This window comes from Burkholderia sp. A2, from assembly GCF_001729305.1.
Taxonomy (GTDB): Bacteria; Pseudomonadota; Gammaproteobacteria; order Burkholderiales; family Burkholderiaceae; genus Burkholderia; species Burkholderia sola.
Genome location: NZ_LZXX01000081.1, coordinates 269,969 through 296,920 on the forward strand (window position 1 = coordinate 269,969; position 26,952 = coordinate 296,920).

A 26,952-nucleotide genomic window follows, 5' to 3' on the forward strand; every position below is an offset into this window, starting at 1 on the left:
GGAATCCTCTTGAAATTCGGTTCACCGGCGGCGGCGCATGCGCCGCCGGCGTTACGTGTTCAATGCCGGGTTACTGGACGAACGCGCCGACCGTGAAGAACGGGTTGACCTGGCTGTTGTTGACGACCATCGCGTAGACGTTGCCGGCCGTCACGATCCACCCCGTATCGCCCTTCTTGAAGATCGCCACGTTGCCGGCCGCGCCCTTCGCGTTGAAGTCACTGTTGGCCGTGACCTTGACCTTGCCGGGCGATACCTGCGTGTAGTCGAGCCCGAACTGCGCGGTCGGCGACGACGTTTGCGGATCGATGAACGCCGCGGTATTGCCCTGGAACAGCGTCGACGTGTAGTTCGCCGCGATGGTCGACACGGCGGTGCCATCGCTGCAGTTGCCGGCAGACGGCGTGAAGTAATTGAAAGCCGTGTTGAACGTGCCGGGCAGGTCCGGATGCGGAACGAACGGATTGAAGCTCGGCCCCTGGCCTGCCGCGCTGCTCGACGGCCCGTTGTTGGTCACCACGCCGCACGCGGATGCACTCGTCGCACCGATGAACCCGCCCTTCAGCACGTTGGGCGCGACGGCTTTGGCGGGCGCGAGCATCGAGATGCCGACCTCCGCATCGGCCACCGAGCCCAGCGGATTGCCCGGCGCCGCATACGCATACCCGACGCGGATCACGACCGGCACCAGCGCGCCGTTCAGCTTGCCGACGATCATCACGCCGTGCGCCTGGCTTGGCACGAGGATCACGAGCGGCTGTCCCTGGCCTGCCGACGGATAGGCCTGCCCGGATGGCGCATTGCTGACGAATACGTTGTCGGGCGTACCGTCCGCATTCTTGCGCAACGTCCACGGCGAACCGGTCGTCTGACACGAGTAGTCGCTGCCTGGCGTGATCGTGCAGGAGCCGTCCGCATTGAGCGTCTGGTTCCAGTTCACGACGTCCGGCTGCCAGCCCTGCGGCGTGGTGGTCTGATAGGTGGTGCCGGTCGGCGACAGATGAATGCCGACTTCGTTGTACACGCCGGCCACCTTCGTGAAGTCCGTTTCGGTGTCGGTAAAGCCGATGAACGGATAGAAGTCGAACGTGCGCGACGGCACCGAGCCGAGGAAGAAGCCGGGTGCGAGTTCGATGCCCTGGAACGCGATCGTCGCGCCCGGAATTCCGCCGCCGACCACGCCGTTGCCGACGAACAGCATCGGCGGATCGGCGCGATTGATCGTCACCGAATACGCGCCGTCGCTCGTCGCGCCGCTGTCGAGCACGAACGCACAACGATTCTGCTCGGCCGTCGGGAGATTGGTCGGATGATGGAACGCGCCGCTGATCGTCAGGCCCGCGCGCGTGTCGTTGATCTGCCCTGCCGAGGTCGGCACCGACGAGTCGATGAACTGCATCTGGTAAGTCAGCTTCGTCGTGTCGAACTTGACCTTCACGTATTCGCCGCTGCCGGCGCCGCCCGTATACGTCGTCGTGTAATCGAGCGCGTCCGGGCACAGCTTCGTCACGACCGGCGGCGTCGTTTCGGCGCCGCTCGGCCCGCATGCGCTGCCCGAGCACTGCGGCACGGTGATCGGCCCCGGATCGTCGCCGCCGCCGCAACCGGCGACGAACGGCAGCATCAGCACCGCGCACGACAGGATCGCCCTCCGCCATTCAGGAATGCAAATCATCAACCCCTCCTTTTCAGGTACGACAAGTCTCGTCCGGCCGGGCTGCATGGCCTGCCGGTTGGTATCGCGCCGCCGCACGAATGCGCGGCGCATGACGCTGCACGCGGGACCGCCGCGATGCCGGTCGGGCACATGCGGCACACGCGGCGGCGGCGGACAAACGCGCTCCCGCGGCACCGTCATGCGGCACGGCGCCGTCGGAGCGATCGAAACGGAAAGTGGCAAGCCGCTACGGCTCGCCGCTACGGCTTACCGCTACACGGCGAGGTGACGGCGCAGGCATGCGACCTGCGTCGCGCCTGCATTCAGCGAAAAATCGGGAAGCGGCAGTCCCGCCGGCCCGGCGGATAGGCGTCTCATGATGTTGGTCTCCATACGTACGCTTGATTCGTTTTCGTGATGCGTCGTGTGTCGAGACTATGATCGGACCATTCCCGCAAGTAAATGGATGCAGAGTTCCAAACGACGGGCACCGCGCGATCCTAGCGTTTATACGGTATTTAACAGATTTTCAAACGGCCTTCATTTTATTTGCTCAGACAAATAAACACCGCGTGAAACAGGCGTTTGAACGGTCCCGCGAATCCGCGCCGAGCCAAGCCGGCCGGCCTTCAGCGGCCAGCATGCATGCTGCGGCGCAACCTCACACGTCGATGATCGCGAGCGTGCCGTGGCTGCCGGGCAGCACCGCGTGGCGCGTGCCGGCGCGCGCGAGATACATCTGCCCGGCGCCGACCACGACCGTTTCCGCTTCGACCTCGAGCATCAGCGTGCCGTCGAGCACCAGCAACCCCTCGTTGTAATCGTGCACTTCCGCTTCGTAAGGCTGGGCATCCATGCGCAGCACCTTGATCCGGGCCGGACCGACTTCGCCGACGATCGTGGATTGCCATGCGCAGGCCTGCGCCTGCGCCACGGATTTCAAATCGATCAAAGACATGCGCGCCGCTCCGTATCGCCGGGAAAGGAACGCATTATCGCGAGCGCCACGCGTGGCGTCCCGGTACGGCGCGAGGGCCGGCGGGCGGCACAGTCGGCCAGCCGGCCGGGCGGCCACGCGAGCGCGGGCCGATTGACGGAAAACAACCGGAATTGTTCGCGTCACTCAAATAAAGCACCGAATCATTGAGCAATATCGCCGCAATTCACGCAAATTCGGCACCGGTACGCGCCAGCCTTTCCATCAGAATGCATTTCGATCTGCCGATTGCTAATATGGCGGTCCCGCGATCCCGCACCACCCTACCGTTCGACATGACGCCCGTTCGCCATGCCGTCCCCGGTCCCGGCCGCTGCGCAGCGGCGGCGGCGCCGGGCACGCGCGGCGCCGGCCGTCGCGCCGGCCGGCCGTGCCATCCGTGAGCATGCAACCGATCCTTTCCGTCTCCGACCTTTCCAAGACTTATGCGTCCGGCTTCCAGGCGCTGAAGCACGTGACCCTCGACATCCGCCCCGGCGAGATCTTCGCGCTGCTCGGGCCGAACGGCGCCGGCAAGACGACGCTGATCGGCTCGATCTGCGGCATCGTCACGCCGACCGAAGGCCGCGTGACGGTCGGCGGCCACGACATCCGCGATCAATACCGCGCGGCCCGCGAAATGATCGGCCTCGTGCCGCAGGAGCTGACCACCGACGCGTTCGAAACCGTCTGGGCCACCGTATCGTTCAGCCGCGGCCTGTTCGGCAAGGCGCCCGACCCCGCGTACATCGAGAAGACGCTGAAGGCGCTGTCGCTGTGGGACAAGCGCGACAACAAGCTGATGACGCTGTCGGGCGGCATGAAGCGCCGCGTGATGATCGCGAAGGCGCTGTCGCACGAGCCGCGCATCCTGTTCCTCGACGAACCGACGGCCGGCGTCGACGTCGAGCTGCGCCGCGACATGTGGAAGCTCGTCGATTCGCTGCGCGAAAGCGGCGTGACGATCCTGCTGACCACGCACTACATCGAGGAAGCGGAGGAAATGGCCGACCGGATCGGCATCATCCTCGGCGGCGAGCTCGTGCTCGTCGAGGAAAAACGCGAACTGATGCGCAAGCTCGGCAAGAAACAGCTCACCGTGCAGCTCGAGCAGCCGCTCGCCGACGTGCCGCCCGCGCTCGCGCCGTTCGGGCTCGAACGCGCGGAAGACGGCGCCGCGCTCGTCTATACGTACGACTCGCAGCGCGACGACGCGAGCATCGCGAAGCTGATCAACGCGCTCGGCTCGGCCGGCATCGGCTTTCGCGACCTGCACACGACGCAGAGCTCGCTCGAGGACATTTTCGTCAGCCTGATCGACAACCGCCGCAACGGCGTGCAAGGAGCCTGAGGCATGAACTGGCATGGAATCCGCGCGATCTACCGCGCAGAAATGGCCCGCACGCGCCGCACGCTGATGCAGAGCATCATCGCGCCGGTGATCTCGACGTCGCTGTATTTCGTCGTGTTCGGCTCCGCGATCGGCTCGCGCATCAGCGACGTGAACGGCATCGGCTACGGGTCGTTCATCGTGCCGGGCCTCGTGATGCTGTCGCTGCTGTCGCAGAGCATCTCGAACGCGTCGTTCGGCATCTATTTCCCGCGCTTCACCGGCACGATCTACGAGATCCTGTCGGCGCCCGTATCGTACTGGGAGATCGTGATCGCGTACGTCGGCGCGGCCGCGTCGAAGTCGATCCTGCTCGGCGTGATCATCCTCGCCACGGCCGGCCTGTTCGTGCCGCTGCATATCCTGCATCCGTTCTGGATGGTGCTGTTCCTGGTGCTGACGGCCGTCACGTTCAGCCTGTTCGGCTTCGTGATCGGCATCTGGGCCGACAGCTTCGAGAAGCTGCAGCTCGTGCCGCTATTGATCATCACGCCGCTCACGTTCCTCGGCGGCAGCTTCTACTCGGTCGACATGCTGCCGCCCGCATGGCGCGTGGTCACGCTGTTCAACCCGATCGTCTACCTGATCAGCGGCTTCCGCTGGTCGTTCTACGGGATCGCCGACGTGCACGTGTGGATCAGCCTCGCCGCGACCGCGCTGTTCCTCGTGATCCTGCTCGCGATCGTCGCGTGGATGTTCCGCACCGGATACAAGCTGAGGAATTGACGCCGGCGCGCGTCACGCGCGCCGCCTGACGATGACGCATTTGGGCAAGCAGGCGGCGCTTTTCCTCTGATGCGGCAGTTTGTGGTCGCGTCTACTGAATACGAAGCATCGGGGCCGTCGAGCATGCGCTGCGCGGCCCCTTTTTCATTTCAGAGGACGCCATGCCCGCCGCCACCGCTCCCGCCTCCGCCGCCGCCCGGCTCGAACGCCTGCCGTTCTCCGGCTATCACAAGCGGATCTTCTTCATCATCGCGATCGCGTTCTTCTTCGACTCGGTCGATCTCGGCACGATGACGTTCGTGCTCGGCTCGATCCGCAAGGAGTTCGGGCTGTCGACGGCCGCCGCCGGCCTCGTCGCGAGCGCGAGCTTCTTCGGGATGGTGCTCGGCGCGGCCGTGGCCGGCCTGCTCGCCGACCGCTTCGGCCGCCGGCCCGTGTTCCAGTGGAGCATGGTGCTGTGGGGCGCCGCGTCGTACCTGTGCTCGACCGCGCAGAGCGTCGACGCGCTGATCGTCTACCGCGTGCTGCTCGGCATCGGGATGGGGATGGAGTTTCCGGTCGCGCAGACGCTGCTGTCCGAATTCGTGCCGACCGAGAAACGCGGCCGCCTGATCGCGCTGATGGACGGCTTCTGGCCGCTCGGCTTCATCACGGCCGGCATCGTCGCGTATTTCGTGCTGCCGCAGTTCGGCTGGCGCACCGTGTTCGCGCTGCTCGCGATTCCGGCCGTGTTCGTGCTGGTCGTGCGCCGCATCGTGCCGGAATCGCCGCGCTGGCTCGAACATGCGGGCCGGCACGCGCAAGCCGACGCGGTGATGCACACGATCGAGGCGAAGGTGATGCGCTCGGCCGGCGTCACGACGCTGCCGCCGCCGTCGCGGCTTGCCGAACCGGCCGCCGCGCGCGGCCGCGGCGCGCTGCGCGAGATCTGGAGCGGCGCGTACCGCCGCCGCACGGTGATGGTGTGGCTGCTGTGGTTCTTCGCGCTGCTCGGCTTCTACGGCCTCACGTCGTGGCTCGGCGCGCTGCTGCAGCAGGCCGGCTTCGAAGTCACGAAATCGGTGTTTTACACGGTGCTGATCTCGCTCGGCGGCGTGCCGGGCTTCCTGTGCGCCGCGTGGCTCGTCGAGCGTTGGGGACGCAAGCCGACCTGCATCGCGTCGCTGATCGGCGGCGGCGCGATGGCGTACGCGTACGGCCAGAGCGCGCTGTACGGCGGCAGCACGACGCTGCTGATCGTCACGGGCCTCGCGATGCAGTTCTTCCTGTTCGGGATGTGGGCGGCGCTGTACACGTACACGCCCGAGCTGTACGGCACCGGCGCACGCGCGACGGGTTCGGGCTTCGCGTCTGCAATCGGTCGGATCGGCTCGCTGATCGGGCCTTACGTGGTCGGCGTGGTCTTGCCGGTATTCGGTCAGGGTGGCGTGTTCACGCTCGGCGCGCTGTCGTTCGTCGCGGCGGCAATCGCCGTGTGGACGCTCGGGATCGAGACGAAGGGGCTCGCGCTGGAGCAACTGGCGGCAGGCGACGAAGCGGGCCGTAACGGCCGGTATCCGGCGGCGGCGGCGGACGAGGCGTCCTGATCGCCGGGCGGGGTTTTCAAGCCGTTTCGGGCCGGATCCAGGCGCTCGATCTCGCCCTCATCCTGCCGATGCACAGCCCGGCGATCGCGCATGACATTCCCTGCGTGCTCGCCGGCGGATCGCCCGGTGCGAAGCCGCCGCCGAGTAAGCCGCGGCGGCGCTCATCCGGCACGGGTACAGCGGCGCCCGTCAGGCGTCGGCGACCACGAACTCTTCAGCCGCCTTGCGCTGGACCGCGGCCATCACGGCCAGTTCGCGCTTGCTGCGCGTGTCGCCGGACACGACGCCCGTCGCGTGCTTCGCCTTCGCGCCCAGCGGGAAAAAAACGAACGACGCGCCGGCCGGGGCCGCCGGCTCCGCGCGCAGGCGTTTGTTCAGGATTTTCAGGTACTTCTTCTTCGAGACTTCCTTAGCAGCCATGGCGCCCTCCGCGTGCACGTGATGCGGATCAGCATACCAGTTTTGCCGATGCGCTCCGTGACAGCGGCCGCGCGGCGCACCGACTCGATCGCGCGTGAAAATTTCTCGCCCGCGATGTCGATTTGCGTCGCCGTCGCGCGTCGTGTTGTCGTAACCGATCGTTTTGCCGTCGCACCGTCGGCAAACGCCCAGTTCCCTTTCAAGGAGAGACGACAATGCGCGTCATGGTCATCGTCAAGGCCACCGCCGATTCCGAATCCGGCCGGCTGCCCGACACCGACATGCTGGCCGCGATGGGCCAGTTCAACGAGGAACTCGTGAAAGCGGGCGTCCTGCTCGCCGCCGACGGGTTGCACCCGAGCAGCCGCGGCAAGCGCGTGCACTTTTCCGGCAAGAACCGCACGGTCGTCGACGGCCCGTTCGCCGAAACGAAGGAGCTCGTCGCCGGCTACTGGCTGTGGCAGGTCAAATCGATGGAGGAAGCCGTCGAGTGGGTGAGGCGCTGCCCGAACCCGATGCCCGGCGACTCCGACATCGAGATCCGCCCGCTGTACGAACTCGACGAATTCGGCGACGCGTTTACGCCCGAGCTTCAGGCGCAGGAAGCGCGCATCCTCGCGGAAATCGACGCGCGGCAGACGCGCTGAGCGGGGCAACCGGGCGGCGCGGGCGGGGCCCGCGGGGTGCCCGGACGGGCCGGTTGACGAGGCCCCGCTTAGTAACGTATCGTTTTGATACGTTACAAGACAGGGTTTCGACATGCATTCCCGTTTCGACCGTTTCCGCTTGACCCCGCTCGGCGCCCAACTCGAAGCGCTGATCGAACAGCCCGAACGCTATCTCGAGTTCGCGGCGCTGTCGCGCGTCGGTGTCGCCGCGATCGGCGCGATCCAGGACGAGATCGCGCGCAAATTCCCCGAAATCGAAGCCGACACGACGGCCCGCCAGTTCTGCGGCGCGATGGTCGCGGAAGTCATGCGCCGCCACGGCCATGAAGTCGCGCAGCCGCGCGGGCGGCTCGGCGGTGCGCTGTTCAGCTATGGCGCGGTGTTCAGCGCATCCCCGCACCGGCTGCCGTTCGCCGACGTCGTCGCCGCGCTGGCGCGCATGCCCGCGAGGCTCGCCGCTTACGCCGCGCACGTACCGGCCGCGCTGGCCACGCGCCGCCCGGCCGGCACCGGCTTCTCGCTCGTCGAACATGCGTGCCACCTGCGCGATCTCGATGCGGTGTTCGCCGCGCGTATCGACGCCGTGCGCACGGCCGAGCTTCCCGTGATCGAATCCGTCGACGGCACCGCGCTCGCCGCGCAACGCGACTATCTCGCCCAGCCGCTCGATCTCGCCGTCGCGGCATTCGGCAGCGGGCGCGCCGCGCTGTGCGCCACCGCGGCCGCGCTGGAGCCGGCCCAACTCGCGCGCTGCGGGCTGCGCGACGGCATCCGCCGCATGTCGCTCGACGAACTCGTGCGCGAACTGCTCGATCACGACCGCACGCACGTGCTCGAACTCGACGAACTGCTCGCCGAGCTCGAATTGCCGCCCCTGCCTTCAGCGGCGGCCGCATGATCCCGCCCGCGCCCGTCGTCTTCATTCACGGTTTCATCGGCACGTTCGACGTGCGCGGATGGAACGGCCCGCATCTGCGCCCGATCTGCTCGACTACGGCGCACATCGCGCCACGCCGCCCGACACGATCACCGGTTGCGCGCACCTGATCGCGACCGAGCGGCCCGATGCGTTGCGCGCCGCCGTCGCGCGCATCGGATGCAAGCCGTCCGGCTGACAACCCGTAGGGTTTATCGAAATATGGTTGAAAGGCGCGATTGCTAAAGTCGTCGAAACAGGGTTTTCCCGGCCCCCCCGCCCCGGACTGGATCGACACATGCAAGGATCGATGAACCTGGCACGTACTTTCTGGCTGCTACTGCTGCTCGCCGTCACGAGCCCTGCGTTCGCCTTTCATGCGCGGGTCGTCGCGATTCCGAGCGCCGCGATGAGCGAAACGCTGAAGGCCACCATCGTGCTGCCCGACGATTACGCGCGCGACAACCGCGGCGAGCGCTACCCCGTCGTCTACCTGCTGCACGGCTCGGGCGGCGACCATACCGACTGGACGTCGAACACGCACATCGCCGCGCTGGCCGACCGCTATCGCGTGATCCTCGTGATGCCCGACGGCGGACATGAAAGCTGGTACATCGACAGCCCGTTCGATTCGGGCAGCCGCTACGAGACCTTCGTCGGCGATGAAGTCGTGTCCTATGTCGACCTGCATTTCCGCACGATCGCCACCCAGCATGCGCGCGCGATCACCGGCCTCAGCATGGGTGGCTTCGGCGCACTGCGCATCGCGCTCGACCGGCCCGACACGTTCGGCGCGGTCGGCAGCATCAGCGGCGCGGTCGATCCGCGCTGCTGCACGGGCGAGCCGGGGATCGCCCACGTGTTCGGCGATCCCGATCGCCATCCGTCGTTCTGGAACCGCAACGTGATCGTCGAAAGCGCGCGGGCGTTCGTGCGCGCCCATCTCGACCTGACGATCGATTGCGGCCGCGACGATGCATTCGTCGACTCGAACCGCACGCTGCACGAACGGCTCGTCGCGCTCGGCGTGCCGCACGACTATGCGGAGCGGCCGGGCGGCCATACCTGGGATTACTGGGCGAATGCGATCCGCTACCAGATGCGGTTCTTCGCGACGTCGTTCCAGCATCGCGGCTACGCGTACCGTGCCGCGCCGCCGGCAGCGGGCACGACGCGCGCGGGCTGATGCGCGGCTGACGCTCAACGCGCCGATCCGGTTGAGGGCCGCACGGCCTCGCGTCGACAATCGAAACGGAATGATGAACCGGCCGGGCAGCGCGCCTGGCCGAAAGACGAATGCGCGTCGCCCGATGTGCGAAAAAGAGAAACGACGAAGCCGTCAGTTGCCGTGCGCGGCGTCCGCGCCGACGACGCGATCGAAGAATTCCTGTGCACGCGCCAGCTCGTCGAGCGCGCGATCGAGACGCGACATCGCGCGTGCGTATTCGGCCGACGAGCCGTCGTCGTCGCTTTCGCCGCGCACCGCGCGAAACGCCTGATCGACGTTGCGCGTGGCTTCGACGAAGCGTTGTGCGGCCCGTGCTTCCGGCGAACAGATGTGGGTCTGGGTCGACATCGACACTCCTCCGTCAGGATTGCAGTGTGAAGCACGCCGACGCTCAGTGTGCGTGGTACGCATGTCGGCGGCGTGAACCACGGCCCGTCGCGCGTCGACGCATCGGCCGCCGCACCGCGCGCTTCGTGCCGATTGTCGCTCCGCGCTCGACGATCCGCTACGGCGAGATTGCAACAAATTCTTGCGCGAACGACATCGCACCCGGCGTCACGCGCGCCCGATGCGCGGATGCGCCAGCCCGGCAAACGCGGCCGCCTCGCCCGGCGACAGGTCGAACAGATCGCCGGTGAGATCGCGCGGATGCTCGGCCGCCGGCCGGTTGCGCAGGCGCGCGACATGCGTGGGCGCCACGTACGCAGCCGCCGTTTCGATCGGCGGCACGTCGAACAGGTCGCGCGTGACGCCGCGCACGGCGTCCGTCGGCGAACGGCCGCGCAAGCGCGCGACCAGCTCGACGAAGCGATCGAAATCGCCCGCGCGCGTGGCCTTGTTCACTTCCGCGAGATCGCGCGCCTTCAGCACGCACGGCTGCGCGAGCCGCACGAAATACGGCGCCTCGAGCTCGACCGACAGCGCGAGCGGATAGCTCTTGCCCGTCTGCTCCTTCGCACGCCCGATGCAGTCGACCACGGCCGCGCCCTGCGCGGCGCCCAGCGGCCTGCCCGTGCTCACGCTGCGAAGATGGTCGGGAAACACGCGCAACTGCGTGCCGACCGTCAGCGCGGTGGACGACGCGCACACGAGCGCGTAGTGCTGCTCGCGACGCCGGCCCGACGGCAACGTCGAGCGGCTGGCGATGAACGTGTGCGGCGGCAACGGCCGCACCTGACCGCTTGCGTCGACCCACGCATTCCACAACAGCGCGTCCTTGCGCTCGCCCGCGCGCGGACGCGACGCGACCGGCGAAAACAACGCGAGCAGCGAACCCGTGCGATGCGCGGCGACTTGCGCGCTGCTGCCGAGCGGCTGGTTGATGCCCCACAGAAAACGCCCGCCCCCGAGCCTGCGCTCCCATTCCTTGCGGAGCACGACGGTCGGCAGTTCCTCGCCGGACTCGGCGCCGATCTTGGTCCAGCAGAACGTGGGAGGGAGGTGTTTCAGTGTCATCAACTTTCTCGGGATACAGCCTCGCTGCTGACAGCAAGCCCATTCAACAGCCGTAACTGTATAGGTATAATGCATCGCATGGAAGCCCCGGACCAAGATTTTCCCGTTCAAGACCTGTTGCGCCGCTTGATGGCAGACACACGCTCGTCCAGCGAAATTGCGCGACTTTCCGGGGTCAGCCAGCCAACCGTATCGCGCCTTCGGCTGTCGAACGGGCACCGGCTGCGCCGCAGCGCTCCATTCAACAAGCTATGCAGTTTCTATGGCGTCGATACCGAGCCGTCGCGCCGCCGGTACAACGATCTGCTGCGCGACGCGATCGTCGACGCGTGGGACGGGTCGGACGAGCACGGGCGCGCGCTGCTGGTCGTGATTCAGGGGCTGAAGGGTTTGCAGGCGAAGGCGGACGACGGGTGATGTCGCCAACGTGCCCGGTCATTCATCGAGATTGAACGTGATCGGCTCGCGCGCCCGCATCGGCGACGGCGCGCCGTTTTCTGCATGCGCCGCGCAGCGGCCCGCCAGCGCCGCATCGCGGGCCGCGACATCGCGGCGCGGATAGTCGCTGCCGGTCACGACATGCGCGGCGACCATCCGGCCAGCCGCATCGGTTTCCAGTTCGACGAGCGCGGTGCCGGGCTCGCCCCTGCCGTCGTCCTGGCGGCGCCCCGTCAGCCGTCGCACGCCGCGCCGCATTGCGCGAGCGAATTCTCCTTGCTGCGGAAAACCAGCGGCTGTTCGTCGCTCGGCGCGCGACGTCGCGCGAACTGCACGGCCTGTTCGACCTGCCCGTGATGGGCGGATTTCGCGCACACCGGATCGGCCTCCTTCGGATCGCCGGCCAGCAGGTAGGCCTGACACCGGCAACCGCCGTGATCCGCATGCCGCTCGTCGCACGTGCGACACGGCTCGCGCATCCAGTCGTCGCCGCGAAACGCGTTGAACGCATCGCTGTCGTACCAGATTTCCCGCAGCGACCGGTCGCGCACGTTCGGCAGCGCGAGCCCCGGCAGCGACCGCGCGGCATGGCACGGCAGCGCGGTGCCGTCCGGCGCGACGCCGAGGAACACCGAGCCCCAGCCGTTCATGCACGCCTTCGGGCGGCGCTCGAAATAGTCGGGCACGACAAACAGGATCTTGCAGCGCTCGCCGACCAGCTTGCGATAGCGGTTGACCGTTTCCTCGGCCTCGCGCACCTGCTCGACCGTCGGCATCAGTTGGTCGCGATTGAGCATCGCCCAACCGTAGTACTGCGTATTCGCGAGTTCCAGGTAATCGGCGCCGAGATCGAGCGCCATCTCGATGATCTGCCCCACGTGCGGCAGGTTGTAGCGATGCAGCACGCAGTTGAGCACCATCGGGTAGCCGTGCGCCTTGATCAGCCGCGCGACGTCGCGCTTCAGTTCGAACGTGCGCGTGCTGGTCAGGAAATCGTTCAGCTCGCGCGTCGAATCCTGCAGCGACAACTGGATGTGGTCGAGCCCGGCGGCCTTGAGCCGCTCGATGCGCGCGACGTTCAGCCCGATGCCCGACGTGATCAGGTTCGTATAGAAGCCGAGCCCGCGCGCATGCGCGACGAGCGTCTCGAGGTCGCCGCGCTGCAGCGGCTCGCCGCCCGAGAAGCCGATTTGCGCGGCGCCGAGCGCGCGTGCCTCGCTGATGACCGTGCGCCACGCGTCGGTGTCGAGCTCCGCGCCGTGCGTCGCGAAGTCGACCGGGTTGTAGCAGAACGCGCAGTGCAGCGGGCAGCGGTACGTGAGTTCCGCGAGCAGCCACAGCGGCGCGGACGGACGGGGCGTGTCGGGTGTCATGTCAGTCCAGCCAGCCGCGCAGTCGCGCATGATCGAGGAAACGGTAGACGTCGGTCGCGAGATCCGATTGCATGAACAGGCGCTCGAGCTCGCCGATGATGTCGTCCAGTTCGCGCGTGCCGTCGCAGCGCGCGAGTATCTCGCCCGCGCTCGGGTTCAGCTTGACCATGCCCTCCGGATAGAGGAGCACGTACGCATCCTGGGCCGCCTCCCATTGCAGGCGGTACATGCCCCTGAGGCAGGGGCGCAGCGGCACGCCGCTGGCGGCTTCGATCGCGTTCATAACGGGTAGGCCTTTTCGACGGCATCGAGCATCGACCACAGGATGTCGAGCTTGAATTGCAGAATGCCGAGCGCGCGCTGCTGCGCGTCCGGTGTCGTGAAATGTTGCAGCGTGACCGCGAGCCCGTGTTCGACGTCGCGCTGCGCGAGCGGCACGCGGCTGCGGAAGTAATGCAGCCCGGCCGGCTCGATCCACGGGTAATGCGACGGCCAGCCCGCGAGCCGGTCGAGATGGATCTGCGGTGCGAACATCTCGGTCAGCGACGAGCACACCGCTTCCTGCCACGGCGCGCGCCGCGCGAAGTTCACGTACGCATCCACCGCGAAACGCACGCCGGGCAGCACGTGTTCGAGCGACCACAGCTCGTCGCGCGTGAGACCGCATGCCTCGCCGAGCCGCACCCATGCCTCGATGCCGCCTTCGTTGTCGCCCTGCCCGTCGTGGTCGATCAGCCGCTGGATCCAGCGGCGCCGCGTCTCGCGGTCGGGGCAGTTCGACAGGATCGCCGCATCCTTGAGCGGGATGCAGATCTGGTAGTAGAAGCGGTTCGCGACCCAGCCGCGGATCTGCGTGGGCGAACAGGCGCCGCTGTTGAGCCGCCGGTTGAACGGATGATGGATGTGATAGCGCGATTCGAGCGCACGCAGGCGCGCCTCGAATTCGGTCGCGGTCCAGGGCGTCGCGTGCAACGCCGTAGCGGGGATCGGTGCGTTCATCGTCAGACCTGGAATTGCATGCCGTCGTGTGCGACGTCGATGCCGTGCGCGCGCAGGTGCGCGTGCTCGACGGAATGCGGATCGAGAATCGGGTTCGTGTTGTTGATGTGCGTGAGCACCTTGCGCGTTCGCGCGGGCAGCGTGTCGAGCCAGTCGATCATGCCGGGCCGCCCGGGTTCCGCGCACTGCGCGAGATGCCCCATGTCGGCCGCGTGCTTGCCCGACAGGCCGAGATCGATCATCTCGGTTCCGGTCCAGAACGTGCCGTCCACGAGCACCAGATCGGCGCCGTCCATGGCCGCACGTACCTCGTCGGTGACCGACGCGAGCCCCGGCGCATAGAACGCGCGCCGCCCGCTCGCGACGTCTTCGATCGACAGCGCGATGTTGTCGCCGGGCGCGGCCGACGCGCGCCGCGGCGAATAAGGCGGCGGCTTGCTGTCGACGGCGAGCGCGGTGAAACGGATCCGGCTCGCCGCCGGCACCGCGAACGGCTCGCCGGGCACGATCGTGTGGGCGGCCACGCCGCAGTAATGGCCGAGCAGCGGCACGAGCGGCAAGCCGGTCGACAGGTCGTCGAGCACCGGCGCGCTCGCGTAAAGCGGCAGCGGCGTCGAGCGCTCGCGGAGCATCAGCAGGCCCGTCACGTGATCGATTTGCGCGTCGCACAGCACGACGGCGGCGATGCCGCTGTCGCGAATCGCGCGCGCCGGTTGCAGGTCCGGATCCGCGCGCAACTGGGAAAGGATGTCGGGCGACGCGTTGACGAGGACCCAGTCGACGCCGTCGTCGCTGACCGCGATCGACGACTGCGTGCGCGGCAGCACATGGCCGCTTCCGCTGCGCGCACGGCGGCAGTTCGCGCAATTGCAGTTCCATTGCGGCAGCCCGCCGCCGGCTCCCGAGCCGAGTATCTTGATCTTCATGGCGTCAGCTCCCGAGGCCGCCCGTGCCGATCACGGCGAAACGGGCGGCACGCACGGCGATCAGCGGTTGGCGATGTACATCGTGATTTCGAAGCCGAAGCGCAGGTCGGTGTAAGACGGTGTCGTCCACTGCATGGTGTGTCTCCTGTCGAGTTGATGATGGATGCGTTGCTGGGTGAGTCGAACAACCGCGGCAATCGAGCGGTCGATTCATCTTCAGCAAGGAGCGTGCCGAAGCCGCATTTCGGCGGCCCGGCGGCGGTAGACGGCCCTCATCCGGGCATCGGGGCGCCATCCTTACGAATCGCCGACACAATTCGCGCGAATGCGTTCCGCCACCCCGGCGGAACGATGTCCGCGAGTGGTCACAGGTGTTGAATCGTTGAACACGGGTGTTGCAACTTGACACACCGGCTGTGACAGGTCGCGCACAGCGCGACGAGCGCGTCAGCTTTCGTCGGACGGCTGGCGCCCCGCGTCGGCGGCCGGCATCTTCCGGTAGATCGTGTTGCGCGAGACGCCGAGCGCGCGCGCCGCGGCCGACACGTTGCCGCCGTGACGGGCCAGCGCGGCGGCAATCGCGGACGCGGCGACGTCCTGCAGGCGCGCATCGACGGAAGGCAACGCGTCCGCGGCGCCCGGCCCGGCCCCGGCGCTCGCCGCGGCGGGCGAATCGGGCATGGCCGGCACGGCGTGCCCGGTCTGCACGACACCGCCGCACCGCAGGTCGTCGAAGAAGTCGTCGGGCAAGTGCTCGCGCCGGATTTCGCCATCGTCGTCGACCATGGCCGCCGCCGTGCGCAGCAGGTTGCCGAGCTGGCGGAAGTTACCCGGCCACGTGCAGCGCACGAACAACTCCATGACGTCCGGCGCGACGGACAGCGACGGCCCGCCCGGCCCCGCAAACGCCTCGCGTTGCAGCATCTTCTGCACGACGACCGCGAGATCCGTGCGGTCGCGCAACGGCGGCAGGCGCACCACGAGGCCGTTCAGCCGGTAGTAGAGATCCTCGCGGAAACGGTTCTGCGCGATCATCTCGCGCAAGTCGCGGTGCGTCGCGCAGATGATCGCGATGTCCACGGCAATCGTCTTCGTCGATCCGAGCGGATTCACGAGACGCTCCTGCAGCACGCGCAGCAGCCGCACCTGCAGCGGATACGGCATGTCGCCGATCTCGTCGAGGAACAGCGTGCCGCCGTTCGCCTGCAGCAGCTTGCCGATCGCCCCCTTGCGACGCGCGCCGGTGAACGCGCCCTCTTCGTAGCCGAACAGCTCGGACTCGATCAGCGTCTCCGGAATCGACGCGCAGTTGACCGCGACGAACGGCGCGTCGCGCCGCGGCGAGTCGTTGTGGATCGCCTGCGCGAGCAGTTCCTTGCCGGTGCCGGTCTCGCCGGTGATCAGGATCGGGATGTCCTTGCCGATCACCTTGCGCACCTTCGCGATCACGCACGCGACCTGCGCATCGCCGGTGTCGAGATAGTTGAGCCGCGACAGGCCGGCCGCCGGCGCGGGCACCGCGTTCGCGCGCGCGGCCGGCGCGCCCGCGTCGTGGACGTCCGTCGGCCGGCTGCCTTCGGCGAGCGTCGCGCGGCGGAAGTGCACGCGTGCGCAGACCACCGCGCCGTTGCCGAGATTGAGCATCAGGTGCCGGTCGGTGCTCGCGCGCATGCGGTCGATCAGCTGCGCACTGGTGATGTCGAACAGCGACGACAGCGTGTGCGCGCGCAGCGCCGAGAGCGGCATGCCGAGCTGGAACTGCGCGCTGCGATTGGCCGACAGGAAGCGTCCGTCGGCGGTGAACGCGACGATCCCCTCCATCAGCGTGCCGAGGAACTCGGGACGGCCATGAAACGACACCTGAAGCGTTTCCTGAAAGGTCGTCGTAAACAGATGATTCTCGATCATCTGCACCGACATCTTCGCGAGCGCCATCGTGTGCTGGTGATAGCTGCGGTGGTCGCCCGTCACGTCGAGCACGCCGATCGCGTCGCCGTACGGATCGAGGATCGGCACGCTCGAACAGGTGAGGAAGCGGTTCGCGGCCAGGAAGTGCTGGTCGCCGTGGACGACCATCGGGCACAGCTCGGCCAGCGCCGTGCCGATCGCATTGGTGCCCTGCCGGCTCTCCGCCCAGTTCGCGCCCGGGCGCAGCGCGACCTTCTCCGCGCGGCGCAGGAAATCGTCGTCGCCGATCGAATGCAGGATCAGCCCTTCCGCATCGGTCAGCACGATCATGCTCTGCGTGTTGACGATCTGCTCGTGCAGCGTCTCCATCACCGGCATCGCATGCACGCACAGCACCCGGCTCTGCTCGCGCTTGAGCACCAGCGCCGCGTTCGACAGCACGTCGTAGTCGGGCCGTGCCGATACCTGCAGGCCGAACGTCTCCGAACGCTCGTGGGCCTTCTGGATCGACGGCGCGGGCCAGCCAGCGGGATGCGCGGCCCGTGACCCGGCCGCCTGCTCTACGTCATCGCGCATTGTCTCCTCCGGGGGATCCTTCCGGTCAACTGCCGGACTCTTTGCCGTCATTGCAAGCAAGCATCGGGCCACGCTGGCGCCGCACAATAAATTGAAAGGATGATGTAATGAATCATCCGGATGCGGCCGGGCGTGTCGCGTCGCGCGACGGCCAGGCCTTCGTGATACCGCGAATTCCCGGCGCATGACTACCCGTGCGAATCCGGATCCTCGCGGCTGGCGCGTTTCTGGCTTTATCGCAGAACCCATCCGGCCGCTGCCCGGCCGCATGGCGGTTGCCTCCCGATTCCCCGGCCCCCTATCGACATGACACGTCGCCCGAATCGATCCACGCCGTCGCACGCAATGCCGGCCTTGCCCGACGCATCGGCGTCACCGGTCACGCCCGTTCGCGGACGTCTGCACCGGGACGCGCAATCGATCGCGTTCGCCGTGGCCGGCGCCACGCAAGGCCATCCGGTCGTCGTGCTGCACGGCGGGCCCGGCAGCGGCAGCCAGGCCGGCATCCTGCGGCTGTTCGACCTGGCCCGCGTGCGCGTCGTGCTCGTCGACCAGCGCGGCGCGGGCGCGTCGACACCGCGCGGCGGCACGCGTCACAACACCACCGCGCGGCTGATCGCGGATCTCGAAGCCGTGCGCGCGCAGCTCGGCATTGCACGCTGGGGCGTCGTCGGCGGATCGTGGGGCGCCGCGCTCGCGCTCGCGTATGCGGGCACGTATCCGGAACGGGTGACAGGCGTCGTGCTGCGCGGTCTGTTCCTGACGTCGCCACGCGAAGTTCGCGGGCTGTTCATGACGTCCCGCACGCGTGCGCCGCGCGAATGGCGGCGCCTGCATGCAGCGGCAGGCGGCCGGGCGGATCGCCTGCTGTCGCGCTGCGCGGCGGGGCTGCGCCACGGCGCGAACACAGCCGGGCAGCGCGCGGTCGCGCTCGCGTGGCATGCATACGAAAACGCGGTCCTCGGGTCGGCACGCACACCACGCTCGCCCGTGCGCGCGGTCCGGTCCGAGAAGACCATCGGCCGGCTGATCGACAAATACCGGATCCAGGCGCACTACCTGCAACACGATTGCTGGCTCGGCGAGCGCCGCGTGCTCGCGCTCGCGCGACGGGCCGCACAGGCCGGCGTGCCGCTGTTCGCCGCGCACGGGATGGACGATCCCGTTTGTCCGGTCGGCAACGTCGAGCGCCTCGCGCGCGCCGTGCCCGAAGCGAACGTCGAGCGCGTGAAGGCCGGGCATCTGGCAAGCGACCCGGCATTGGCGCGCAGCGTCGCCCGCGCCGTGCATGCGATGTTCGCGACGGTGCCGTTCACGTGACGGCCCGGAGCCCGGTCGTGTCACGACGGGACCGCCCACGCGGCCGCATCATGCTCAATCCCACGCATAGCGCATACCGGCCCACGCGCCGCGCGGCGCGCCCGGCCCGACGAATTGCTCGTTCACCGGATTCGCGCCGTCGAACGTATGGTTCGGCCCGTTGAAGAAATTCTGGCCGAGTGCGCCGAAGCTCGCGTAGCGCTTGTCGAACACGTTCGTCACGCTCGCGAACACCTCGAACCGCTTCGTGACCTGGTAACGCATGTCGAGATCGACCAGCACGTAGCCCGCGATCCGGCCGTTCACGTCCCCGTTGTTCTCGTCGCCGCGCGCGTACACGCCGCTGCGCCATGCGACGTTCGCGCCGATGTCCCACGCGGGCGTCGCCGCGTAGTCGAGCCGCAGCTTCACCGTATGCGCGGGAATGCCGGGGATGCGGTCGCCCGCCCTGACCGTCACGTTGCCGTTCGCATCGGCCGTCGAATTCGCGGGGCTGTGTTCGATCCACGACGATCGGTAGGTCGCATCGACATGGCTGTACGACAGCCCGACACCGAGCGGGCCGAACCGCGTGCGGCCGGCGAGCTCGATCCCTTGCCGCCGCGTATCGCCGACGTTGCGGAAGTAGCCCTGCGCACTGGCCGGGCTGCTGATGAACTGGATGTCGTCGGTCAGCGTCGTGCGGTAGGCCGCGGCGCTCCAGGTCGTCGCCGCGCCGATGCGGCCGCGCACGCCGGCTTCGAACGTCTTCGAGATCACCGGCTTGAGCGCCGGGTCGGCGATGAAGTCGTTCGGCAGCGAACACGGCGCGGCCGGATCCGCGCACGCGAGTTCGATCGCGGTCGGCGAACGCATGCCTTCGTTGTAGGCCGCATATGCGGTGAAGCCCGCGACCGGGTTCCAGTTGAGCCCGACCGCCGGGTTGAAGCGCGAGAACACATGGGTGCCGTCGAGCAGCGGTTGCACGCCGCTCTCGTCGCCGATCTGCGCTTTCGACCAGTCGTAGCGGCCCGACAGCGTCACCGTCCAGTCCGGCGTCAGCGACAGCGCGTCGCTCAAGTACACGCCCACATTCGCGTTGCGCGTCTTCGCGCTGGTCTGCCGGACGAAATCGCCGATGCCGATCGCCGCGCGCGCATCGGTGAAAGACGCGTCCTGCGATGATGCAACGTAGCTCGAGTTCGCGACGTCGGCCGAGACACCCGCGACCAGCCGGTTCGCCATCCCGCCGAGCTTGCCGAGCAGCGTGAGCTGCATGCTGCCGCCGTAGCTGTCGGTGACGATCGTCGATTGCGCGTTGCTGCCCTGCACCATGTCGACCGTGCCGTCGTCGTTCACCGATCCGTAATCCGTATTGTTGTTGCTGCTCGTGTTGGCGTTGCGCAGGTGCCGGTAGTACGCATTGCCGCTCAATTCGACGTTTTCACCGAAAAAGCGGTCGCCCGACAGCGTCAGGTAGCCGGCGCTGTTGCGGTTCCGGTCCGGGTACGTATACGCCTGCTTCCGGTTGTCGAGGAACGAGCGCGGGATCGTCTGGGTGCCGGACAGCGTGTTGTCCGCGCCGCCTGCGGCGATCGACAGCGTCGTATCCGCATCGGTGTAACGCAGCTTGCCGAACGCCTGTCGCACGCGGCTCGCGTTATGGTCGGCCCAGCCGCCGTCGTTCGCGACGTTCGCGGTCGCGTAGTAGTCGAGGTTCGGGCCGATCGTGCCGCCCTGCTCGATGCTCGCGGTCTTGCGGCCCCACGCACCGCCCGACACCTCCGCTTCGCCGCCCGGGCTCGACCTGCCGTTCTTCGTCGTGATCGCGAGCGCACCGCCGAGCGTGTTGAGCCCGTACACCGGGTTGGAGCCCGGAATCACCTGCACGCGGTCGATCGCCTGCGTGGGCACGATGTCCCAGTTGACGACGTCGCCGAACGGCTCGTTCACGCGCACGCCGTCGACGAACACCGACAGCCCCTGCGGCGTGCCGAGCAGCGGCGACGCGGTGAAGCCGCGATAGTTGACGTCCGTCTGGTACGGGTTGCCCTGCGCATCCGAGATCGTCACGCTCTGCAGGTTCGCGGCGAAGAAATCGGCGAGCGTCGCGCGGTGCTGCACGTCGAGTTCCGCCGCACGCACCGTCTGCACGTTCGCCGGCACCTTCGACAGCGGCGTGCCGATCCCGAGCAGCGGCGTCGTGCCGACGACGACCACCGCGGGCAGCACGATGGCCGGCTCGGGCGGCGCGATCGCGCCGCCGTCGGCCTGCTGCTGCTGCGCGCGCACGCTGCCGGGCGGCAGGCCGAACAGCGCCAGCACGCCGACGGTCGTACCGATGCATCGCGCACGCCGGCCGCGCCGCGTCGCGCCGTCGCGCGCGGCTGCCTTTGGTCTCCTGATCATTCCGTTGTCTCCGCATTTATATTCCGCCGGCCCGTGCGATGCACCGCGCGGCGCCGCGTTGTCGCGAAGCCCGCGTGCGAGAACCGTGCCAGCACCGCGAGCGCAAGCGGTGCGCGCTGCGCCGCACCTCGCTTTGTGAAAGGCATGCGTGCAACCGGCGGCCCGCTGTTCAGCAGACTGCGCCACCTGTCATGTTTGGCAACACTTCGCGCGCGACGGTGTACCTGAATGCAACACCTGCGCTGACGCCATGGCGCGCGTCGTCGATCGCCCCATCGCACGCGATGCGCCGGCGTGCCGCGCCACACCGCCTTCCTGCCGCGATGGCATGCGATTTGCGTAACGGGCAGTGCACTCGGCCCGGAAACCCCACCGTGCCGGCGCGACGAATCGTTCGCGACGGTGCGACCACAATGACCCAGGAGACAACCATGAAGAAACTCTCGGCTTCAGCGAGCCGGCTGGCGACGATCGGCATCGCGGTGGCAGCCGCCGTCGCGCTGAACCCCGGCCTCGTCGAAGCGGCCGCGGACTACCCGGCCGTGACCTACCAGCGCCTGACCGATGCACACGGCGATCCGGGCTGGCTGACCTACTACCGCACCTACGACGGCCGCTCGCATTCGCCGCTCAAGCAGATCGACACGTCGAACGCGAAGGATCTCAAGCAGGTGTGGGCGTACAAGTTCCCCGCCGACCTGAAGCAGGGCTTCGAGGCCACGCCGATCGTCAACGGCAACTACCTGTTCGTGACGACGCCGAAGGACAACGTCTACGCATTCGATGCGAAGACCGGCAAGCAGCTGTGGAAATACGAGCCGAAGCTCGGCGCGGCCTCGTTCAAGACCGCGTGCTGCGACGTCGTCAACCGCGGCGTCGCGCTGTACGGCAAGAACGTCTACATCGCGATGCTGAACGGCGAAATCGCGGCGCTCGACGCGCAGACCGGCAATCTCGTGTGGAAGAAGCAGATGTTCGAGCCGGGCCTCGGCTACGCGTTCTCGCTTGCGCCGCTCGCGATCGACGGTGCGATCGTCGTCGGCACGTCCGGCGGCGAATACGGGATTCGCGGCTACATCGCCGCGCTGAATCCGGAGGACGGCTCGCAGGTCTGGAAACGCTACACGATCCCCGCCGCCGGCGAAAAGGGCGCGGAAACCTGGCCCGACGGCATGCAGAGCCACGGCGGCGGCGCCGCGTGGCTCACCGGCACGTACGACGCCGCGTCGCGCACGCTGTACTGGGGCGTCGGCAACCCCGGCCCGTGGCTCGCGGCGCTGCGCCCCGGCGACAACCTGTATTCCGATTCGCTGCTCGCGCTCGATGCGAAGAGCGGCAACCTGAAGTGGCACTACCAGTACACGAACAACGACACGTGGGATTACGACGGCGTGAACGCGGCCGTCCTCGCGGACATCAAGTACAAGGGCAAGGACTACGACGCGATCATCCACGCGGACCGCAACGGCTTCTTCCACGCGATCGACCGCACGACCGGCAAGCTGATCTACGCGACGCCGTTCGTGAAGGCATTGTCGGTCACCGGCTACACGGAAGACGGCAAGCCGATCCAGGACGCATCGAAGTTCCCGAAGGCCGGCACGACGATCGAGACGTGCCCGAGCTTCCTCGGCGGCAAGAACTGGTGGTCGATCTCGTACGACCAGGAACGCAACATCGCGGTCGTGCCCGCGCTGCATGCGTGCATGAGCCTGACCGGCAAGTCGGTCAGCTACATGGAAGGGCTGCCGTATCTCGGCGAAGGCTTCGAGATCAAGCCCGAACCGGGCAGCGAAGGCTACGGCGAACTGACGGCCATCGACGTGAACACCGGCAAGAAGCTGTGGAGCCACTGGTCGAAGAAGCCGTGGAACGGCGGCGTCGCGACCACCGCGAGCGGCCTCGCGTTCAGCGGCTCGCTCGACGGCCACCTGTATGCGTTCGATACGGCGACCGGCAAGGTGCTGTGGGAAAGCCCGCAACTGGCGAGCGGCATCATCTCGCAGCCGTCGGTGTACGAGGTCGACGGCAAGGAGTATGTCGCGGTGCTCGCCGGCTACGGCGGCGCGAACCCGATCTGGGGCGGCCCGATGGCGGACATCGCGAAGGACGTTCCGCGCGGCGGCACGCTCTACGTGTTCGCGCTGAACTGACCCGGCGCCACGCCCGAGTCGCGCCCGCATGCGCCCGATGCGGGCGCGACGCCCCACCCGCTTCAACCGGACACAGACCATGAATACTCGCCTCACTTTCGTTACCGTCGCCAGTCTGCTCGCCGTGGGCGTGGCGCTGACACCGGCAGCCGCGTCGGCCGGCGTGCGCGTCTGCACGCTGCCCGGCAGCCCGACCACCGCGCTCGACCGCTCCGTTGCCCGCGAAGTATTCCGCGCCGCGGGCATCGTCGCGACCTTCAACACACGCGGCGTCGACGACAACGGCGACGACGACGGCATCTCCGCCAGCGAGCTGACGAAATCGCTCGAACGCGACTGCGACGTGATCGCCGGCTTCCCGCGTTCGGCGATCGCCGATGCGTCGGGATCGAAAATGACGTTCTCGCAGGGCTATCTGCGCTCCGGCTACGTGAGCGTGTCGCTGCCCGATGCGCAAGCGCCGTCCGGCGCCAAGGAAACGATCGCGGCCACGTACGGGAGCCCGTCGCAACTGATCGCCGCGCAGCAGGCAAACGCGCGCTTCGACCTCGAGAACACGAGCGAGAAAACGATCGGCGCGCTCGCCGCGGGCCGCGCGCAGCGCGCGATCGTCTGGTATCCGAGCGTCGTCGCGTACGAGCGTGCCCATCCGAAACAGCGGTTCAAGGTTGCGGCGACGTCGTCGCCGTACTCGGACTGGCAACTGTCGTTCGCATTCGGGCCGGGCAAGGACGCGCTGCAAAAGCGCATCGACGCCACGCTGTCGCAGATGAGCGGCAACGGCCGTCTCGCATCGCTCACGCGCGGCTGGACGCTTCCCGCGGACATCGCGCAAGCCGCCGCCACGCACGCGCCCGGCCGGTTTCTCGACGGCGCGGTCGCGTCCGCGCAGCGGCCGGCAAGGAGCGGCTTCATCAAGGTTTCGACGAGCGAAGGCAGCGGCGTCCCGTCGTTCGACCAGGCGCAGGTGCAACACGGCAAGAAGCTCTACGGCGATGCGTGCGCGAAATGCCACGGCGACCAGCTCGAGGGCAATACCGCGCCCGCGCTGAGCGGGGAATCGTTCGCGCCCGAGGGCAAGTCGCACATCACGGTCGGCGGCATCTTCCTGTACATGTCGAGCAACATGCCGGCCGATCGCCCCGGCAAGATGACCGCACAGGAATACGAGGACCTGATGGCGTTCCTGCTTTACTCGAACGGCTACGACGCGTCGCAGAGCAAGCTGACCGCCGATATCGCCAACGCGTCGAAGGCGCCGCTCATCGCCGGGCCGCGCAAGTAACTTTCCTGCCCGCTTTCGTTTCGGTCGACCGCCGCGCCGGGCAGCATGCCCGGCGCGCGGGCCCGGCTTTTTCCTTTCCTTTCATTTCGTTCAGGACGACACCATGATCTCCCGCCATCGCAGAACCTTCATCGTGCAGGCCGCCGGCCTGTGCGCCGCGCTCGCGGCCGGCACACGCGCATTCGCGGCCGCCCCGCCCGTCGACGAAAACGACGCGACAGCGAAGACGCTCGGCTACCGCGCCAAGGCGACCACCGTCGACGCGGGCAAGTTTCCGAAATATCAGGCCGGCCAGACGTGTTCGAACTGCCGTTTCTACAAGGCTGCCGCCGGCGAATCGGTCGGTACGTGCCCGATGTTCGCGGGCAAGACGGTTGCCGCCGAAGGCTGGTGCAACGTCTATGCCAAGCTCGCTTGATGCCGGGGCCGCCCGCGAGCGCGACGACGCGTCGCGTCGCGGCGCGGATGCCGAACGCGCGATAAATCTGCATGCGCTGATCGCGCTGGGCATCGACCGCGGATACGTGACGCCCGGCGAAATCGCCGACGCGTTGCCCGACGAGACGGTCGAACGCGCGGATGTCGACGCAGCCGCGTCGATGCTGCGCGAGTTCGGCATCGACGTACGCGAGCATGCCGGCGAGCACACTGCATGGACGCTCGAACGTCATTTTGCGCGGGTGTCGGAAGTCGCGTCGTCGCTCGCCGACGCATCGACGCCGCTCGCGGCCGACGACCTGCTCGCGGGCCGGACCAACGATCCAGTCCGGCTCTACCTGCGGGAAATGAGCGCGACGCCGCTGCTCGAACGCGACGAAGAGATCGCGCTCGCGCTTCATCTGGAAAGCGGACGCGCCGCATGCGTCGACGCATTGAGCCGCGATCCGGCGGCACTCGCCGCCGTCGCGGCGATCGCGGACGACATCCGTGCCGGCAAGGTGGCGGCGTCGGCTTACGTGACGGGGCTTACCGGGGATGTCGAATCGCCTGCAAACATGCCGACGATGTTGCCCGACGATCCGGCCATGGCGTCGCCGGCGCAGGACGATGCGGCCGGCCCTTCGGTCGACAGCCCCGCGTGGCGCGATACGGTCGTCGAAGCGCTCGAGCGCGCCGGTGCGCTGGCGCCGGCCATGCAGCATGCATTGCACACGGACGGTTTCGCGTCGGCCGCTTGCCGGGCGCTGCTGCGCGAAGCTGCCGCGTTGACCGGCGCCATCCGCTTCACGTCGCGCGCGATCGAACGCATCGGGCAAACGAACCGCGAGCGCGCGGCCCGGGCGCGCACATTCGAAAAGCGGCTCGTCGACACGCTGGCCGCCTCGGGCATCCGTACGCCATCCGCACGCCACGACCTCTTCACGCCGTGCGACGACGTGTACGCATGGCTGCACGCACGCAGCGCCGCGCACCCCGACTGCGCCACCGCCCTCGCCCGCCATGCGCCGGCGCTGATCGACGCACGCAGCGCGCTCGCGCGCGTCGCCGCTCAGTCGCCGTTGCCGCTCGACATCGCGATCGCGCTCGACGCGCGGTTCTCGCGTATCGAACGGGCGATGCAACCCGCGAGAACGAAGCTGTTCCAGAGCAACCTGCGGCTCGTCGTGTCGGTCGCCAAACGCTATACCGATCGCGGCCTGCCGTTCTCCGATCTGATCCAGGAAGGCAATATCGGCCTGATGAAGGCCGTCGATCGCTACGATCACCGGCGCGGCTTCAAATTCTCGACCTATGCGACCTGGTGGATCCGGCAGGCGATCACCCATGCGCTCGCCGATCTGGGGCGCACGATACGCGTGCCCGCGCATACGGTCGATGCGCTCAACAAGCTGTCGCGGCTCGCGCGCGTCCATCGGCAACGAACCGGCGACGTCGCCGACGCGCGCGCGCTTTCCGCGCAGATGCGGTTGCCGGTCGACAAAGTGCGCGAGCTGATGGGCATCGTGCGCGAACCGATCTCGGCCGACCTGCCGGTTTCGCCCGATCACGACCTCACGCTGTGCGACGTCACGATCGACCCCGACGCGCCGACGCCTGAAGAAGCCGCGAGCGCCGGCCAGTTGCGCACGGCGGTCACTGCGCTGATCGATTGCCTCCCCGCTCGCGAAGCGTGGATTCTTCGCCTGCGCTACGGGATCGACGTCGACAACGAGTATTCGCTGCGCGAGATCGGCCGGCAACTGAATCTGTCGGCCGAACGCGTTCGTCAGCTCGAGGTGGCGGCGCTCGAACGCATCCGGCAATTCAGGCACGCACCGGCACTGCGCTCGCTGCTTGCCTGACGCGGCGGTGCCGGACGAGCGCCAGCCGGATCGCACACCCGACTGCTCAGGACTGCAACACGCCTGCTGCATTTGTGAACGCCTCGCCGCATCGCGATACCGTCCGCAAACCCGACGGCCTGGCTGAATCGGGCATCACGCGCCCGGCTGTCGCGGGTTTTGCCGCAGCCGCGCACCGGTCGCACAACTGGCATGCATGTTGCGTTTTCCCGAGCACCGTCTGGAATCACACGAACGCAGGGAGACACGCTTGTCCAAGATCGAATCGGTTCTTCACGAAAC

At 67.8% G+C, this 26,952-nt stretch carries 25 protein-coding genes and 1 pseudogene; 13 read left to right on the forward strand and 13 right to left on the reverse strand.

Annotated elements, in window-relative coordinates:
* Positions 1-70 precede the first annotated feature (70 nt).
* Together A9Z05_RS07095 and A9Z05_RS07100 are read right to left on the reverse strand one after the other, a co-directional pair.
* Positions 71-1,675 (reverse strand): DUF2957 domain-containing protein, encoded by a 1,605-nt coding sequence (locus A9Z05_RS07095; protein WP_069617461.1) that lies wholly within the window; start codon positions 1,673-1,675, stop codon positions 71-73.
* 643 nt (positions 1,676-2,318) lie between these two features.
* Positions 2,319-2,615, reverse strand: a complete 297-nt coding sequence (locus tag A9Z05_RS07100) for a cupin domain-containing protein (protein ID WP_069617462.1) — start codon at positions 2,613-2,615, stop codon at positions 2,319-2,321.
* Positions 2,616-3,039: 424 nt separating this feature from the next.
* Here A9Z05_RS07100 and A9Z05_RS07105 point away from each other — a divergent pair, with 424 nt between their 5' ends.
* The 3 genes from A9Z05_RS07105 (at position 3,040) to A9Z05_RS07115 (ending at position 6,335) form a co-directional block, all read left to right on the forward strand.
* Entirely contained in the window at positions 3,040-3,984 is a 945-nt protein-coding gene (locus A9Z05_RS07105; protein ID WP_027781348.1) for an ABC transporter ATP-binding protein, read from the forward strand.
* A 3-nt stretch (positions 3,985-3,987) separates the two neighbouring features.
* Positions 3,988-4,749 carry an ABC transporter permease gene (locus A9Z05_RS07110; RefSeq protein ID WP_069617463.1) on the forward strand — a complete coding sequence of 254 codons (762 nt, stop codon included), beginning with the start codon at positions 3,988-3,990 and terminating at the stop codon, positions 4,747-4,749.
* A 161-nt stretch (positions 4,750-4,910) separates the two neighbouring features.
* The gene (locus tag A9Z05_RS07115) at positions 4,911-6,335 is read left to right on the forward strand and encodes an MFS transporter (protein ID WP_069617464.1); all 1,425 of its coding nucleotides are present in this window, start codon (positions 4,911-4,913) and stop codon (positions 6,333-6,335) included.
* Between the two features lie 189 nt (positions 6,336-6,524).
* On the opposite strand, the gene A9Z05_RS07120 is transcribed toward A9Z05_RS07115, so the two are convergent.
* On the reverse strand, positions 6,525-6,755 hold the full coding sequence (locus A9Z05_RS07120; RefSeq protein WP_050012270.1) for a hypothetical protein: 231 nt from the start codon (positions 6,753-6,755) through the stop codon (positions 6,525-6,527).
* A 215-nt stretch (positions 6,756-6,970) separates the two neighbouring features.
* Between A9Z05_RS07120 and A9Z05_RS07125 the strand changes: the two genes are divergently transcribed.
* The 4 genes and pseudogenes from A9Z05_RS07125 (at position 6,971) to A9Z05_RS07135 (ending at position 9,525) form a co-directional block, all read left to right on the forward strand.
* Positions 6,971-7,402 carry a YciI family protein gene (locus tag A9Z05_RS07125; protein ID WP_069617465.1) on the forward strand — a complete coding sequence of 144 codons (432 nt, stop codon included), beginning with the start codon at positions 6,971-6,973 and terminating at the stop codon, positions 7,400-7,402.
* Positions 7,403-7,514: 112 nt separating this feature from the next.
* The gene (locus A9Z05_RS07130; protein ID WP_069617466.1) at positions 7,515-8,321 is read left to right on the forward strand and encodes a DinB family protein; all 807 of its coding nucleotides are present in this window, start codon (positions 7,515-7,517) and stop codon (positions 8,319-8,321) included.
* Positions 8,318-8,469 (forward strand): annotated as a pseudogene (locus A9Z05_RS38355) (alpha/beta hydrolase); the annotation flags it as partial. The gene A9Z05_RS07130 and the pseudogene A9Z05_RS38355, both read left to right, overlap by 4 nt.
* A gap of 180 nt (positions 8,470-8,649) precedes the next feature.
* Positions 8,650-9,525 (forward strand): alpha/beta hydrolase family protein, encoded by an 876-nt coding sequence (locus A9Z05_RS07135; protein WP_176730169.1) that lies wholly within the window; start codon positions 8,650-8,652, stop codon positions 9,523-9,525.
* Between the two features lie 153 nt (positions 9,526-9,678).
* Here the strand turns inward: A9Z05_RS07135 and A9Z05_RS07140 are convergent, their stop codons facing one another.
* Together A9Z05_RS07140 and A9Z05_RS07145 are read right to left on the reverse strand one after the other, a co-directional pair.
* Positions 9,679-9,915 (reverse strand): hypothetical protein, encoded by a 237-nt coding sequence (locus tag A9Z05_RS07140; protein WP_069617468.1) that lies wholly within the window; start codon positions 9,913-9,915, stop codon positions 9,679-9,681.
* Positions 9,916-10,122: 207 nt separating this feature from the next.
* Entirely contained in the window at positions 10,123-11,022 is a 900-nt protein-coding gene (locus A9Z05_RS07145) for a hypothetical protein (protein ID WP_069617469.1), read from the reverse strand.
* 78 nt (positions 11,023-11,100) lie between these two features.
* Here A9Z05_RS07145 and A9Z05_RS07150 point away from each other — a divergent pair, with 78 nt between their 5' ends.
* Positions 11,101-11,439, forward strand: a complete 339-nt coding sequence (locus A9Z05_RS07150; protein WP_069617470.1) for a helix-turn-helix transcriptional regulator — start codon at positions 11,101-11,103, stop codon at positions 11,437-11,439.
* A gap of 18 nt (positions 11,440-11,457) precedes the next feature.
* Here A9Z05_RS07150 and A9Z05_RS07155 read toward each other — a convergent pair whose 3' ends face one another.
* From A9Z05_RS07155 to A9Z05_RS07180, 7 genes are all read right to left on the reverse strand, one after another.
* The gene (locus A9Z05_RS07155; RefSeq protein ID WP_176730166.1) at positions 11,458-11,706 is read right to left on the reverse strand and encodes a TonB family protein; all 249 of its coding nucleotides are present in this window, start codon (positions 11,704-11,706) and stop codon (positions 11,458-11,460) included.
* The gene (pqqE, locus tag A9Z05_RS07160) at positions 11,694-12,833 is read right to left on the reverse strand and encodes a pyrroloquinoline quinone biosynthesis protein PqqE (RefSeq protein WP_069617472.1); all 1,140 of its coding nucleotides are present in this window, start codon (positions 12,831-12,833) and stop codon (positions 11,694-11,696) included. The genes A9Z05_RS07155 and pqqE overlap by 13 nt, the downstream gene beginning before the upstream one ends.
* Before the next feature lies 1 nt (position 12,834).
* Positions 12,835-13,116, reverse strand: a complete 282-nt coding sequence (gene pqqD, locus A9Z05_RS07165) for a pyrroloquinoline quinone biosynthesis peptide chaperone PqqD (protein WP_006480620.1) — start codon at positions 13,114-13,116, stop codon at positions 12,835-12,837.
* Positions 13,113-13,832, reverse strand: coding sequence for a pyrroloquinoline-quinone synthase PqqC (pqqC, locus tag A9Z05_RS07170; RefSeq protein ID WP_050012262.1), 720 nt, complete (start codon positions 13,830-13,832; stop codon positions 13,113-13,115). Before pqqC ends, pqqD begins: the two co-directional genes overlap by 4 nt.
* Positions 13,833-13,834: 2 nt before the next feature.
* The gene (gene pqqB / locus A9Z05_RS07175; protein ID WP_069617473.1) at positions 13,835-14,758 is read right to left on the reverse strand and encodes a pyrroloquinoline quinone biosynthesis protein PqqB; all 924 of its coding nucleotides are present in this window, start codon (positions 14,756-14,758) and stop codon (positions 13,835-13,837) included.
* Between the two features lie 60 nt (positions 14,759-14,818).
* On the reverse strand, positions 14,819-14,893 hold the full coding sequence (gene pqqA, locus A9Z05_RS34265; protein ID WP_006485436.1) for a pyrroloquinoline quinone precursor peptide PqqA: 75 nt from the start codon (positions 14,891-14,893) through the stop codon (positions 14,819-14,821).
* 312 nt (positions 14,894-15,205) lie between these two features.
* Complete coding sequence (locus tag A9Z05_RS07180) at positions 15,206-17,242, reverse strand: sigma-54-dependent Fis family transcriptional regulator (RefSeq protein WP_069617474.1); 2,037 nt, start codon at positions 17,240-17,242, stop codon at positions 15,206-15,208.
* Positions 17,243-17,587: 345 nt separating this feature from the next.
* Here A9Z05_RS07180 and A9Z05_RS07185 point away from each other — a divergent pair, with 345 nt between their 5' ends.
* Positions 17,588-18,562: an alpha/beta fold hydrolase gene (locus tag A9Z05_RS07185; RefSeq protein WP_069617475.1), complete on the forward strand. Its 975-nt coding sequence runs from the start codon at positions 17,588-17,590 to the stop codon at positions 18,560-18,562.
* Positions 18,563-18,616: 54 nt separating this feature from the next.
* On the opposite strand, the gene A9Z05_RS07190 is transcribed toward A9Z05_RS07185, so the two are convergent.
* Positions 18,617-20,950, reverse strand: a complete 2,334-nt coding sequence (locus A9Z05_RS07190) for a TonB-dependent receptor (RefSeq protein ID WP_069617476.1) — start codon at positions 20,948-20,950, stop codon at positions 18,617-18,619.
* A 431-nt stretch (positions 20,951-21,381) separates the two neighbouring features.
* Here A9Z05_RS07190 and A9Z05_RS07195 point away from each other — a divergent pair, with 431 nt between their 5' ends.
* The 4 genes from A9Z05_RS07195 to A9Z05_RS07210 all read left to right on the forward strand — a co-directional run bounded on the left by A9Z05_RS07195 (position 21,382) and on the right by A9Z05_RS07210 (position 26,670).
* Positions 21,382-23,103 (forward strand): methanol/ethanol family PQQ-dependent dehydrogenase, encoded by a 1,722-nt coding sequence (locus A9Z05_RS07195; protein WP_069617477.1) that lies wholly within the window; start codon positions 21,382-21,384, stop codon positions 23,101-23,103.
* Positions 23,104-23,182: 79 nt separating this feature from the next.
* The gene (locus A9Z05_RS07200; RefSeq protein ID WP_069617478.1) at positions 23,183-24,388 is read left to right on the forward strand and encodes a c-type cytochrome; all 1,206 of its coding nucleotides are present in this window, start codon (positions 23,183-23,185) and stop codon (positions 24,386-24,388) included.
* A gap of 103 nt (positions 24,389-24,491) precedes the next feature.
* A complete protein-coding gene (locus A9Z05_RS07205) occupies positions 24,492-24,806 on the forward strand; it encodes a high-potential iron-sulfur protein (protein ID WP_050012255.1) in 315 nt (104 codons plus the stop codon).
* Positions 24,790-26,670, forward strand: coding sequence for a sigma-70 family RNA polymerase sigma factor (locus A9Z05_RS07210; RefSeq protein ID WP_069617479.1), 1,881 nt, complete (start codon positions 24,790-24,792; stop codon positions 26,668-26,670). Before A9Z05_RS07205 ends, A9Z05_RS07210 begins: the two co-directional genes overlap by 17 nt.
* The last annotated feature ends 282 nt before the right edge of the window (positions 26,671-26,952 follow it).